Raw genomic sequence first — 13,105 nt, 5'->3', positions numbered from 1 at the left:
CAGACCCTATAGCGCCTGCTCTTTCCTTCTCCCGCACACCCTTATTGAACACCTAAAATCACGCTTTTTAAGCGTTCCAGCTCTTCTCGTTTCGTTCTGGCATTCATTCTGCCATTGACATTCATCTTTCTCCTGCACTCATCTTCTATCGATTGAAGCTCTTTGATCCTGGTTTCTATTTCCTCTAAAACGTCATGAACGGTATTCATTTTATATCCTCCCTAAAAAATGATCTTGATCATTCTCCTAAATAGGTTATAATAATGATAATGATTATCATTAACTTTACTTAAGGAGTCGTGACAATGAGTCTTTTGCTTCCGATTACAACATTCGTTCTTATAGTACTCGGTGCGTTCTGTTTATTTATGTCCATAGAAAATGACCGTGTTATTCGAGCGACCCGAAGAAAGCCTATCCCCATTCTTCCTGCAGCTCCGACTGTATCCTTCAGCAAAAGAACAGATCCATAACCTGACCCCGCTATCTAATAAGCAGGGTCAATTTTTTTGTGCATCATGCCCTTCTAGTTATTAAGATTGGGAACGTAACAAACGAAGGCCATTCAAAATAACGAGTATCGTACTTCCTTCATGTCCGACGACCCCCAAAGGTAACGCAATGCCTTGTAAGAAATTAGCAGCTATTAATACACATATGACCGTTAACGCAAATGTGATATTTTGTTTGACGATAGCAAGTGTCCTTTTTCCTAATGTAATGGTGCTTGCAAGCTTCTCGATATCATCGCTCAATAGTACTATATTCGCTGTCTCAAGAGCTGCGTCACTCCCAGTTGCCCCCATTGCAATACCTACGGTCGCCGTTGCCAGTGCAGGTGCATCATTAACTCCGTCTCCCACCATAGCAACAGACCCATAAGTCTCCCTCAATTCTTTAACCAAGCTCACTTTATTCTCCGGAAGCAGCTCGGCGTATACCTTATCGATTCCCGCTTCTTGAGCAATAGCTTGGGCGGTTTGCCGTTGGTCGCCAGTCAGCATGACGACTTGAATTCCTTGTTTCTTCAGAGCTGCAATGGCTTGCTTCACATTCGGACGAAGTGTATCACGAAGCGCGATGATCCCTACAGCCCCACTGGAATTGTGCATGATCGTTACCGTCTTACCCTCTCTCTCCAATCGGTCAATCGTCTCTGACAAGGAACGGGTCATGAAGCTTGCATCGAGTAAAGCCGGCTTTCCGATTTTCCATGTGTCGCCTTTCCACAAAGCTTGAATCCCCCACCCTGTTCGGGCTGTGAACTCAGCAGGTCGCTTAATCAATAACCCGCGTTCTTGAGCTTCCATCACGATAGCCTTGGCTAACGGATGCTCGGATAAGCTTTCTAGACTTGCCGCGATGTTCAACATCTCATTCTCTGTGTACCCTTGCAGAGGGATCATATCCGTTACAATGGGCCGGCCAGCGGTTAATGTTCCTGTTTTATCGAATGCGATGACTTTAGTACGTGCAAGGTTCTCAAGATGCGCTCCACCTTTAAACAGTACCCCTTTACGTGCACTGTTCGATATTGCGGATAGCATGGCCGGCATGATGGAAGCAACCAATGCACATGGAGAAGCCACAACTAGAAATACCATGGCTTTGTATAACGACTGATTCCAGGACCATTGAAGAACGAGAGGCGGCACGACAATCAGCAGTGCGGACACCCCAATAATAGCTCTGGCGTAAATGCGTTCGAACTTTTCGATAAACCGCTGCGAAGCAGGCTTTTCGCTTTGAGCTTCTTGCACTAGCCTAATAATTTTAGAGAACAATGTCGATTCGCTTGGTTGACTTACTTCGATAAATAAAGCTCCCTGACCGTTCAAGGTTCCTGCAAATACCTCGTCGCCTATTACTTTGTCCACAGGGATGGATTCTCCTGTAATGGATGCTTGATTAACGGAGGAAGCCCCTTCTGTTACAACGCCATCGGAAGGAATCCGTTCTCCAGGCTTGACGACTATGAGATCTCCTATCTTCAAGTCCTCTATGGAAACCGCCACTTCTTCCCCATCTCGATACAATACAGCCATTTCGGGCTTAAGATCCATCAGTGAAGATATATCGCGTCGGCTCCGATCCATCGTATAGCTTTCCAACACGCCGCTAAGCGAGAATATAAAGATAAGCACAGCTCCCTCTGCCCAGTAACCGATGCCTGCTGCGCCTAATGCTGCTACGAGCATCAATAAATTGACATCCAAATCACGTTCAACAAACAGAGTATGCAAGCCTTCCTTAGCCTTAACATAGCCTCCGACAACAAAAGCCATAGAGTAAAGAACAATCGCAGCTGTATGCGACATTCCGTCAATTCCCCAAGCTGCTGCTATGAAAATCCCGCTTGCTAATGCGGCAATTGCCTCTCCGTATCGGCTTAACCAGTTCTGCTCCTGATTAGAGTGTTCAGTTTGCAGTTGCGATACTTCCTGTTCTTTTGCTTCGGTTTTTGCAGATGAATAAGCTGTAATCATTTGAGTCACTCCTTCTCATTGAGAATGAATTCCATTATTACTCCCCTTAAAATGGCACATGCTGCTCCTTTTGAGGGAGCAGCATGTGAATCGAGAAACCTATTCTCGGTTTGGCACTATTCAGTTTTGATCAATCAAAAATTTATTATTTAGAATTATTATAATCTGTAACAAATGAAAAGTAAATGGGTGAATACCCAGCATGCCACTATTCCGCCCACATTCTTTACTAGCTGCATAGCTCATCCCACGAATGGACATTATAAGGAACATATTCCAGCAGACCACAAAGTTAAAAATGAAATGAGAATCAGCTATGGATACGACCAATGGAAAAATTAGCCTTCTTCAGGCTTTTATGATTTTAATGCTTATGAACGGCTTGACCAATCATGTCATCGTAAACCCAATGATCCTGGATGCATCTGGCAGGGATTCGTGGATTTCAGCCATCATGGCGGCAGCATTATTTCTTCCGTGGTGCCTCATATTGTTTTTTATTATGAAGAGGTCCGGACAGCAAAAGCTGCAGCCATGGTTAGCCTCTCAAACCAATACGGTCATTTCATGGATTCTTATTTCACCGGTTATTTTACAGCTGTATATGATCGGAAGCACTACTGTTATTCATACTTCGATTTGGACTGTAACGAACTACTTGCCTGCAACACCTAAGTTCATTTTAACTGGAGCCTTGACCTTCGTATGCTTCTACTCTGCAATTATGGGAGTTCGCGCGATTGCCATCTGCTCTGGTATTCTTCTTCCTGCTGTTATAGCCTTAGGAATATTCGTAGCTATTGCCAATTCTCCTGAGAAAGACTATCGACTATTAAAACCTTTTCTAGAAAACGGATTGCAGCCTGCGATTAACGGTATGGTCTTTGCTGGAGGGGGGTTTGTTGAATTGATCACCATTCTTCTCATGCAGCATCACATAAAGAACAAGATCAAAGTCTGGAAGCTGCTCATATTCGCCGCTCTTATGGTTTATATAACCATTGGCCCCCTTATTGGCGGGATCGTAGAGTTCGGACCCGAAGAAGCAGCCAAACAAATGATCTCCCCCTATGAACAATGGCGTCTGGTGCGCTTGGGAGATTATGTAGAGCATGTCGATTTTTTGTCCGTATTTCAATGGCTTTCGGGAGCATGTATCCGAATCAGTCTGAGCTTGTTTTTGCTTGCGGACATTATTCCTACAAAGAGCTCTAAAGTACGAAATCTGTTCAATTTCATTGTTTCACTTAGTTATGTCGTCACCTCGTTCTTCCCTATCAATCAAAATGAATACTACTTATGGATGTATCACGATTATTTTCCTATGTTTTTGATCGTTACTGTAATCACATCCGTAGTTTGGGGAGGCGTGTCTCTGATCAAAAGATCCAAAAAGGAGGAAGCAACATGAACAAGAATGGATCCCAAGCACCTTTGTGGAATTTGCAAAAGTTAAAGAAGCTGTTCGTGAATTCCTCCGACGTACAGCTTCAGGAGCATCGTTTTGCAGAAATCGAATCATCCGAAATTTTACTTATTTATGCGGAAGGTTTATGCGATTCCAAGCAAATCGGTAAAGATATTCTTCCGGATTTAAAGAAGGTCTACGATTCCAGCGGATTCGGTCAGTATAATTCAGAACAATATTTTGGAACCTTACCGCTGATTCCTCTACCTGACGATTCTTCAGAGGACTTTATTGTCGAATCTGTATTTCAAGGCGATCTGCTTCTTTTTTTCCCTCAAACGAACTCTTTATTCAAAATGAACATTTGCAATTTACCGGGGCGTACCCCTCAAGAATCATCTACCGAGATATCGATAAAGGGGCCGAAAGACGGGTTTACCGAAGAAATTGTAACGAATATTGCCCTTATCCGCAAACGAATACGAAGTAATAGCTTGTGCTATGAAACGACTATTATAGGAAGAAGAACCCGAACCAAAGTGGGCCTGCTCTTTATAGACGATATCATTTCTCCACAAGTACTCGGTGAAATCCGCAAAAGGCTGAAAAAGGTCGATATCGATGGCCTTTACAGTATTGGACAGCTTGAGGAGCTTCTGGGTGACGTAAAGTATTCATTATTTCCATTGATCGATTTTACTGGACGGCCTGATTATGCCGTAGCTGCCCTATTGGCAGGCAGGTTCGTTCTCATTGTCGACGGGAATCCGTTTGCTCTTATTGCGCCAGCTGGCTTTTCGCTGATATTGAAATCACCTGAAGATATTCACTTTAATTTTCAATATGTTTCTTTCGCCAGATTGATTCGCTTAGCCAGCTTTTGGCTATCGGGCTTTCTACCGGGCTTTTGGGTGTCTATTGCGGCGTTTCATCAGGATCAAATTCCGTTTCGATTAATGGCGACGATAGCGGTAGCTCGTTTAGGGCTTCCTTTCACTGCTCAAATAGAGATGCTGCTCTTATTGCTTCTGCTTGAAATATTCCGCGAAGCGGGTGTCAGGCTCCCAAGCTCTATCGGTCAAACGTTGACTGTTGTTGGGGGTCTCATTATTGGGGATGCATCGATTAGAGCGGGACTGGTTTCTCCCTCTGTTGTTGTGGTAGGCGCAATTACCGCCGTTTCAGGGGTTACTTTAGTCAATCAGACCTTAAGCACAGTACTTAGCGTTATCCGGCTGAGCGTATTTATCATCTGTTCCATCTTAGGATTGTACGGGTTGATTCTTAGTATCATTTTGCTTGTCTTTTACATGTCGAAGCTGCAATCCTTTGGTGTTCCTTATTTATCACCCCTCTCCCCTCCTATCCCTAAGGACATATTAAAATCCTTCTTGAGAGGCCCATGGAGTAAGATGAGAAGCAGGCCTCGTGTGCTCAATACGATGGATTCGGATCATCAAGGAGAAGATAAATCATGAATCTCATGAAAATCTTGCTCATATCATTGGCACTCCTGCTGCTTCCGGGCTGTTGGAATTCCAAGGATATACAAAGGATGGCTTATGTCACGGCGCTAGGAATCGATTACAAGGATGGGAAATATATCAGCTATGTGCAAGTGTTAAACTTTTCAAGTGTGGCTAAGGTGGAATCGACTGAACTCGGTAAAAACATTCCGATATGGATTGGTAAAGGAGAAGGCACTACCCTTACCGAATCGTTTAACTCTATCTATGCCACATCGCAGATTCGCGTATTCTGGGGCCATCTCAAATCCATTGTCATATCTGAGAATATGTTAAAGCATGGTGATAAAATAAAAGAAGCCTATGATATGCTTAACCGCTATAGAGAGGTTCGGTACAATATTTTACTTTACGGTACTAAAGAACCTCTTCAGGAGGTGCTACATACGAAATCTATACTTAATTTTTCACCCTTGGATTCTATCCTGGATACACCTACGCAGACCTTTTCACAGCGATCGTATATCGTACCTGTATATGGTTTCAAGCTTTTAGCTCAAATAAATGAACCCGGTGATCCGGCAATGCTACCTTCATTGACGCTTGACAAAGCAAACTGGCATGAAGACACTAAGCCTAAGTCTCTGTTAAAAATTGATGGTGCCTATTTTTTTAATAAGGGTAAAATGACCGGTTGGCTCTCCGAAGGAGATCTTATAGGCTACCGCTGGATTCAAAAAAAATTGGAGCGTTCACCCATCAACATCCCTAACGATAAAAATCCAACAGCAGCCATCGTGTTGCTGCACCCAAGTTCCAAAATCACCTCCGTGTTTCAAGACGGAAAAGCTTTGTTTAATATAACTATAAAAATTCAAGCCTATTTGGACGAATTAAACGCTAATATTCCTGAGAAAACGATGGAAGAACAAGCTGCTAAAGTAATAAAGAACGAAATTCGAAATACTTACAAGAAAGGCTTAGAAAAAAAACTGGATGTGCTCAAATTGGATCAAGCATTATACAGGGATTATCCCCAAAAATGGCACGAGCTTCATCAAAATCAGGATTTCATTTTTGATGAGAAATCGTTGAATAATATCGAAGTTAAAGTGAAACTGCTTCATACGGGAAAATACAAAGGCAGAGTTGATTAATGATTTTAATTAATTACGTTAACAATAAATGATGCTAATTAAATTAACAAAACAAAAAGCCCTTCAGAGGGCTTTTTGCGTTAATCATCATTAGAACTATTTATTTTGAGTTGTAGCAGCATTCTTATCGCCAATGGTTACTGTAATATCTTGCTTGTTTCCATTACGCATAATGGTTACTTTAACTTTATCGCCGACTTTTGTTGCTTGGATAAGTTTGGTGAGATCATCCGAGGTTGCAACCTCTGTTCCATTTACGGCAATAATAGCATCATAAGGTCTCAAACCCGCTTCGAAGCCTGGTGTTTTGGGTTGTACGTCCGCAATTAGAGCCCCTTTCGTGCTGCTGAGATTAAAATCAGAAAGCATATCTTGTGTAATGTTTTGCACGCTAACGCCTAGATATGGAGCTGGTTCCTTTGGAATCTCGACATTATTTTTCAAATTCTCAAGCACGGAACTAATGGTACTTGTAGGAATAGCGAAACCGATACCTTGAGCTTCAGAGCTAACCGCTGTATTAATCCCGATAACCTCACCGTTCATGTTCAACAATGGACCGCCGGAATTACCTGGGTTGATTGCTGTATCCGTTTGGAACAAATGCTTATATTCGCGTGTTCCTTTTTCATCCGGAATGCTGATCGGACGCTCTTTAGCACTAATTACTCCTGATGTTACCGTGTAGTCAAAATCATAAGGGTTACCAATAGCGACAACGGAATCACCTACTCGGGTTGTATTCGAATCGCCAATTGGCAGTGTAGCGAACTCTTTGTCCCCTTCAATCTTAAGCACGGCTAAGTCAAGATCATAGCTGTTCCCAAGCAGCTTCGCCTTGAACGGCGTATCGTAGCCTTGTACGGTCACCTCAATTTCGTCTGCGCCGTCGATGACATGTTCATTCGTTAATATATAGCCCGAAGATTGAAATATAAAGCCGGACCCCATTCCGCTGGACTGAAGCTCTCCATCTTTCGAATCGGATTGGTTGCCACTGCCATTGCCATTGCTCCCCCCTCCCCCATTATTACCGAAGAACTGCCGGAACAATGGATCGTTATACATGGAGTTGCTACGGGAGTTGTTCACCTTTACTTTCGTTTGAATCTTAACTACGGCTGGGCTTGCTGTTTTGGCAATATCAGCTACACTGCCGCCGGTCGTAGTATTGTTATAGGAAGCGGTTTGAGCTGTACCGTTCGCGGCTGCGGATGATGCCGATCCGCCTGACGCCGTAACGTTACTGTGCGTGAAAAGGTTATATTTGTCTGCTGCGAACATAAGGCTTCCTACGACAAGTGCTCCAGCCATAAAGGCGGCAAAGGTGCTTCTCAAAGAATTACGCTTCTTCATCTCATAGTTATCCGGAGAATTGAGCGATACTTTACCGGAATATTTAAAAAATGCACCGTTGCGTCTAAACTTCCGTTCTTCAATTGGCTCTTGCGATGATTCTATCGTGTGCGTTTCAGGCTGCTCTAATTCGTGTTGTAGTTTATATTCATTATTGTCGTTATTGTAATTGTTGTTCTCCATATTGAAAACCTCCCATTTATAATGTTAAGTTGGATTCTTGCAGTAGCTGTTGGCTATGAATTAATAATAGAATCCGTACCTTAAGCGCACTTTAAAATAATATAAATGGGAGTTAAAAGCCTACAAACCCGCGCCAGTGTTAAGAGAAAGCCCGATTCATTGGGCTGGTTTTGTATCGTTTGACTTCCTATGCATTCTTCATTTTAATCTTGAATTAATAATTTACACCATTAAGCACATTATTTATTTACATAATATATATTATGTCTAGTTCTACGCTTCTTTTCGAGCTTTCATTGTATTCTTGTCGTTTTCAGGAAATACTATATACCAGTCTGCACAATCAACGGTACCCATCCAACAAATTTAATAACCTATTCACCCCTAACGTTTGAATCAATAAAGGGATGCGAGGGCCTTCATGATGATTGAGAACTAGTTTATAGATCATATAAAACAAACGTTTTTGATTAGTCTTCATAATTTTTTTATCCGCATCGTGACAAATGGTATAAATTTGTTCCATCAGTTCTTCATCATTCATGCGTTCTATTTTCAGCAAATTGCAAAATGCTATAATCCATTCACGTTCGGCTGTACTTAACGTTTCGTAAAAAGCAGTATCTCTGTTTGTATTCACGGTTATTAGCTTTTGGGGAAACCAATGTTTGATCCAGTATTCCGCTCGTGTGGTTAGTGTTTCAAGCTGTTCATCAGAGTAGTCTTCACGGTTCCGAGCTAGGATCTCTTTTACTAATTTGAAATCGAAGTTGACTAATGGCAATAAACTTGCTATCTGACTGAATTTAGGAGTTTTCATCCCTTTGTCCGACATAATGGAAAGATCCATAGCTTCTTTTATTTCATTGGTGAGAGTTTGGGCCAAGTAAGCTTCCCGGTATCTTTCATATTCCGTATAGTTCCGAAGTACATCTTCATCCATCCCGATATGAAAAGCAGCATTAGGATGATATTTTGCAAACAAGAATTTAATAATCTCAGGTGAATATACGTTCAGTAGATCATCAGGTGTATAATGGTTCCCAGAAGAACTGGACATTTTAGCATGGCTGCCTTTAATGCTGATAAACTCATAAGGCACATATAATGGCGGCGAATTGCCGAAAATTTTTTCCGATATCATTTTGGATACATTATAGCTCCCCGTTTCTGACGAATGGTCTCGTCCGCCAGGTTCAAACAGGACATCCTCCATACTCCAGCGCATGGGCCAATCCACTTTCCATTGCAATTTTATATTCGTTGCATAGGGTATTGTAAGTTGTGCTTGATGAGCGCATTTACAGGAGTAGGTCAGCGTCTCCATTTGTTCATCAAAAGATTGAATCGTGGTCGTGTCCTTTCGACAAACCTCACAATATACTTGAATAGGATAAAATGAAGCTCTTTCTTCTTCCTTGGCGTCACCTGTTTTAAAAGCCATTATTAAATCGTAAATTTCTTTCCTGTTTTTTAACGCATGCAAGATGGCAGGAATGTATCTTCTGGATTGATATTCCTTGCTCTGATAAATAAACTCGGGTTTTATATCAAATGCAGTCAAAGCTTGTTCAAACTCTTTCTCAAAATGTTCTGCATAGGAAGCATGGCAGTCGAATGGGCATGGAACTTCTGAGTAAGGCATTCCAATATATTTCTCAAAGGAGGGATCTACATTACGAGGAACCTTCCGGAATCGATCGAAGTCATCCCATGAAAAAATAAAACGTACGTTTTTTCCGGATTTCATAAGCGCTTTTGTTACAAAATAAGTCGTTACAATTTCTCTGAAATTCCCGATGTGTACCGAACCTGACGGGCTGATCCCTGATGAACATACAAATGTATGACGTTCAGGATGGTTTTGAATGAGCTGGCATGCTATTTGTTCTGCCCAATGCATAAAATATCACCTCAAATTTGATTTTTAAAAATAAAAAAGCCCTCGTCATCAAGATTTTCATCTTAAGGACGAGGGCTATATTAGCGTCGTGGTACCACCTTAGTTTGTTAACATGTTGCCATGTTCACCTTTCGGGTACGGCCATTACGCTTATACCCTATCTCTGTAACGGGAGAGCCCGTCATAACATCCTTGAGCGCTTTGCTCAATTCCATATGAAGCTCCGAGACTTTTTTCGTTAAGAGCATCGTTACTCCATTTCACCATTCTGGAGCTCTCTGGGAACTATGCTTCCTAATTACTCTTCTCTTCATTGCTTTTGCTGTATCTGCTATTTTATGTAATATTAGTCTGAAAAAATGAATATGTCAAACCCAAACTTTCGATGAGTCTCTATACAATTTCAGAAGAGAGATTTAAATTGTTTACATATTTATTGTTATGTAAACTTATGTTCTACGAAGAAACGCCAAATGAACAATTGCTTTGCAGCTCTAGTCTTCATTTGACGTTTTCCAATTTCACCCAAGTTATTAAAAATCGATTAGACCGCTAAATCAAAAATATATTTTTGAATCGCTTTGGCCACGCCGTCCTGTTCATTCGTATCGGTGATAGCATTCGCTTCCCTCTTTAACTCATCATCCGCATTGCCCATTGCAACACCTAGACCTGCTGCCCTAATTAATCGAAGGTCATTCATATTATCGCCAATCGCCATAACTTGATCCATTCCTATACCGAGTTGATCGCACACCATTTGAACTCCGGATTCCTTCGATATGCCTAGTGGCGATATTTCAATATTCACCGCGGCGGAACGAGTAATTTCCAAAGTCCCCCATCCTGCTATAATGCTGCGCAGCTCCTGGATTTTGTCGAGATCATCATGACGAATACCGAATTTCATCCAATCACGATCAAACATTTGCTCTGTCCAGTTTCGCTTGCTTGTTAAGCTCTCCACACTATAACCCCAGTAATGGGCATTCCACTCAACAGCCAGCTGGTGAAGTTGGAGAAGATGCTCCCTGTCTATGTATTGACGCTTCCATAATACATCAGGACTCTCCCATACCTCCGCGCCGTTAACAAGAACCATCGGAGACTGGAGCTCCAGCTCCTCCCAGAACGACTTCGTTGTCTGCGTGCCGCGGCCCGTTGCGAAAATAACCTTTACTCCTGCTTGCTCCGCCTTGTGAATCCACGTGCGTGTCACTTCTGTAATAACCTTGTCTTCCGTCAGTGTCGTACCATCCAAATCTAGAGCTAATAAGCGATACTGCGGCATTATGGCTCCCTCTCTTTCCAATTCAATTAGTGACTGGCAATACTACAGAGATAAGCTTTCCAATGGCACATCAAAAAAATGATTCACGACTAGTCCGCCGGCAGATGTAGATTCGTTAGGGGTTTGCCGTAGATATACCAGCTTAACTCCTCGACATGATTCCGGAATCGTTGAATAAATCCGCTTTTCTAACGGTGCAATAAGTCGTTGTCCCAATACGTCTATAAGCTTACCAGTTAAAAGAACATGATCCGGGTTGAAAAAAGTAATCACATTGCTGATCGCCAAACCGATAGCAGGCTCAATACGATGTAGCAGCGCTAAAGCACGATCATCTTCGGCATCAAGCAGCTCAGCGAAGCTTTCTGGAGTAAGACCTGCGTTGCGCTTTAATCCGCTTACCGAAGCAAGTGTTGTTAGACAACCTCTCGCACCGCAGTGACAAACCGGCGTATCATCCGGAGAAAACGCTTTATAATGGCCGAATTCTCCAGCAACATGAGACGAACCAGTACATAGCTGTTTATTCAAAACAAGCGCTCCGCCGATCCCATAATCTAATTTGATCGTAACATTGTTGGTGGATTCCGCTAAATGCCCTTTTAAGTTCTCAACAATGGCGAGGAGATTGGCGTCATTCTCCAAATAAATAGGCAGATTGTAGCGGGCTTCCAGCCTCTCTTTAAGCGGAAACTTCCTCCAACGAAGTCCAGGCGAATAGATAACGACGCCCTGTTTGGAATCGACCAGGCCTTGAATACTACAGCCGATCCCTTTGAGCTGCTGTGGCTTCGATACCCATTTCATCAGCTCATCGACTATTTGTGTTATGTAATGAAGTGGATGCTCTACATCGTCGTAGGAATGAACCTGCTCTTTGATTTCGTGAATTGTATTGTGTTGAAAATCAATCAGGGTACCTCTGACGTACTTAATGGCCAATTCGATACCAATGGCATACATATCCCCCGTTTTCACAACTAAAGGGATAGGCTTCCTTCCGCTGTTGCCGGCTATTGGATCTGTCTCCAACAGGTAATCGTCATCAAGCAACCGGTTTACGATATTGGTAATGGTTTGTTGGGTAAGACCTGTTTTATCGGCAAGCTCAACACGAGATATAGGTCCCTCCGTATAAATCAAACGCAGCACTTTTTGCTGGTTTATCGATTTGAGTAGTTTATTGCTAGTCGTTCTTTCAGGCTTCACGGGAAGCAGCACCTTTCTTGCCTCCCATCATCTGGGGAGACTTCATATTCACCGCCTTCTCCAACCAGGGGAGTGTAAGGCGAAATGCCCGGATTTCCTGAAAAGTCAATCTCCACTGATACAGTAGAATGCTTTTCCAATTCCGCTCTGCATACAGTGAAGCCGTTAATCCAAGCGTCTTCATTATATACCTCATTCGCCTCAAATGAAAAGAATTGGAAACTAACAAAAACGTGCTCAATCCGTTCTCTTGCAGTACCAGATTACAGTTCACCAGATTTTGTACAGTGTTCCGGGAACGGGATTCCAGCAGCATCCTGTTCCCTGGTACACCTTGAGCGAGTAAATAGTCACGCATAATTTCAGCTTCCGTCAGATTGGATTTAACGGCTCCTCCAGATAAAATGATGAGGCGGTAATCATACTTCCTAAATAAATGCAATGCAGTGTCCAACCGTTCCTTCAGTAGAGGATGGATTTGATTGCCGTCGCATCGATAGCCCAGAACAATCAAAGCATCTGCATTTGCTTTTTTTCTCTGGCAGCTATGCATCCATACGAAGTACGTTAAAGGTACAGCGGCAATGATGCTCAGCGATACAATTAGTGCTAGTTCCCACATTCTGCTGTTCCTTTCCAAAAATAA

The 13,105-nt window shown here is 42.5% G+C and carries 11 protein-coding genes and 1 other annotated feature; of the genes, 4 read left to right on the top strand and 7 right to left on the bottom strand.

Annotated elements, in window-relative coordinates:
• Positions 1 to 41: 41 nt before the first annotated feature.
• Positions 42 to 209 (bottom strand): hypothetical protein, encoded by a 168-nt coding sequence (locus BP97_RS40120; RefSeq protein WP_156043157.1) that lies wholly within the window; start codon positions 207 to 209, stop codon positions 42 to 44.
• A gap of 96 nt (positions 210 to 305) precedes the next feature.
• Between BP97_RS40120 and BP97_RS40115 the strand changes: the two genes are divergently transcribed.
• On the top strand, positions 306 to 473 hold the full coding sequence (locus BP97_RS40115; protein ID WP_156043156.1) for a hypothetical protein: 168 nt from the start codon (positions 306 to 308) through the stop codon (positions 471 to 473).
• A gap of 60 nt (positions 474 to 533) precedes the next feature.
• Here BP97_RS40115 and BP97_RS0106905 read toward each other — a convergent pair whose 3' ends face one another.
• Positions 534 to 2,486 (bottom strand): heavy metal translocating P-type ATPase, encoded by a 1,953-nt coding sequence (locus tag BP97_RS0106905; protein ID WP_028548440.1) that lies wholly within the window; start codon positions 2,484 to 2,486, stop codon positions 534 to 536.
• Between the two features lie 316 nt (positions 2,487 to 2,802).
• Here BP97_RS0106905 and BP97_RS0106900 point away from each other — a divergent pair, with 316 nt between their 5' ends.
• Genes BP97_RS0106900 through BP97_RS0106890 form a run of 3 tightly spaced genes read left to right on the top strand, consistent with a single transcriptional unit; the run spans position 2,803 to position 6,517 of the window.
• Positions 2,803 to 3,897: a GerAB/ArcD/ProY family transporter gene (locus tag BP97_RS0106900; protein WP_028548439.1), complete on the top strand. Its 1,095-nt coding sequence runs from the start codon at positions 2,803 to 2,805 to the stop codon at positions 3,895 to 3,897.
• Entirely contained in the window at positions 3,894 to 5,372 is a 1,479-nt protein-coding gene (locus BP97_RS0106895) for a spore germination protein (protein ID WP_028548438.1), read from the top strand. The genes BP97_RS0106900 and BP97_RS0106895 overlap by 4 nt, the downstream gene beginning before the upstream one ends.
• The gene (locus BP97_RS0106890) at positions 5,369 to 6,517 is read left to right on the top strand and encodes a Ger(x)C family spore germination protein (protein WP_028548437.1); all 1,149 of its coding nucleotides are present in this window, start codon (positions 5,369 to 5,371) and stop codon (positions 6,515 to 6,517) included. The genes BP97_RS0106895 and BP97_RS0106890 overlap by 4 nt, the downstream gene beginning before the upstream one ends.
• Before the next feature lie 96 nt (positions 6,518 to 6,613).
• Here the strand turns inward: BP97_RS0106890 and BP97_RS0106885 are convergent, their stop codons facing one another.
• From BP97_RS0106885 to BP97_RS35535, 5 genes are all read right to left on the bottom strand, one after another.
• Positions 6,614 to 8,056 (bottom strand): S1C family serine protease, encoded by a 1,443-nt coding sequence (locus tag BP97_RS0106885; RefSeq protein ID WP_028548436.1) that lies wholly within the window; start codon positions 8,054 to 8,056, stop codon positions 6,614 to 6,616.
• A gap of 343 nt (positions 8,057 to 8,399) precedes the next feature.
• Complete coding sequence (gene lysS, locus BP97_RS0106880; RefSeq protein WP_028548435.1) at positions 8,400 to 9,959, bottom strand: lysine--tRNA ligase; 1,560 nt, start codon at positions 9,957 to 9,959, stop codon at positions 8,400 to 8,402.
• Positions 9,960 to 10,020: 61 nt separating this feature from the next.
• Positions 10,021 to 10,282, bottom strand: a binding site (T-box leader).
• Positions 10,283 to 10,503: 221 nt separating this feature from the next.
• On the bottom strand, positions 10,504 to 11,250 hold the full coding sequence (locus BP97_RS0106870; protein ID WP_028548434.1) for a Cof-type HAD-IIB family hydrolase: 747 nt from the start codon (positions 11,248 to 11,250) through the stop codon (positions 10,504 to 10,506).
• Positions 11,251 to 11,292: 42 nt separating this feature from the next.
• Positions 11,293 to 12,471 carry an ROK family transcriptional regulator gene (locus BP97_RS0106865; protein WP_028548433.1) on the bottom strand — a complete coding sequence of 393 codons (1,179 nt, stop codon included), beginning with the start codon at positions 12,469 to 12,471 and terminating at the stop codon, positions 11,293 to 11,295.
• A complete protein-coding gene (locus tag BP97_RS35535) occupies positions 12,449 to 13,081 on the bottom strand; it encodes a YdcF family protein (protein ID WP_051620422.1) in 633 nt (210 codons plus the stop codon). Before BP97_RS35535 ends, BP97_RS0106865 begins: the two co-directional genes overlap by 23 nt.
• Positions 13,082 to 13,105 lie beyond the last annotated feature (24 nt).

This window comes from Paenibacillus sp. UNC451MF (genome assembly GCF_000686845.1).
GTDB lineage: Bacteria > Bacillota > Bacilli > Paenibacillales > NBRC-103111 > Paenibacillus_S.
Note: the sequence above shows the minus strand (reverse complement) of the source record. Positions and strands in the feature narration are given on the sequence as shown.

Excerpts from the sequence above, each read along its gene's own strand:
- BP97_RS40120 (WP_156043157.1), bottom strand. The coding sequence starts at position 209 with ATGAATACCGTTCATGACGTTTTAGAGGAAATAGAAACCAGGATCAAA.
- BP97_RS40115 (WP_156043156.1), top strand. The coding sequence starts at position 306 with ATGAGTCTTTTGCTTCCGATTACAACATTCGTTCTTATAGTACTCGGT.
- BP97_RS0106905 (WP_028548440.1), bottom strand. The coding sequence starts at position 2,486 with ATGATTACAGCTTATTCATCTGCAAAAACCGAAGCAAAAGAACAGGAA.
- BP97_RS0106900 (WP_028548439.1), top strand. The coding sequence starts at position 2,803 with ATGGATACGACCAATGGAAAAATTAGCCTTCTTCAGGCTTTTATGATT.
- BP97_RS0106895 (WP_028548438.1), top strand. The coding sequence starts at position 3,894 with ATGAACAAGAATGGATCCCAAGCACCTTTGTGGAATTTGCAAAAGTTA.
- BP97_RS0106890 (WP_028548437.1), top strand. The coding sequence starts at position 5,369 with ATGAATCTCATGAAAATCTTGCTCATATCATTGGCACTCCTGCTGCTT.
- BP97_RS0106885 (WP_028548436.1), bottom strand. The coding sequence starts at position 8,056 with ATGGAGAACAACAATTACAATAACGACAATAATGAATATAAACTACAA.
- lysS (WP_028548435.1), bottom strand. The coding sequence starts at position 9,959 with ATGCATTGGGCAGAACAAATAGCATGCCAGCTCATTCAAAACCATCCT.
- BP97_RS0106870 (WP_028548434.1), bottom strand. The coding sequence starts at position 11,250 with ATGCCGCAGTATCGCTTATTAGCTCTAGATTTGGATGGTACGACACTG.
- BP97_RS35535 (WP_051620422.1), bottom strand. The coding sequence starts at position 13,081 with ATGTGGGAACTAGCACTAATTGTATCGCTGAGCATCATTGCCGCTGTA.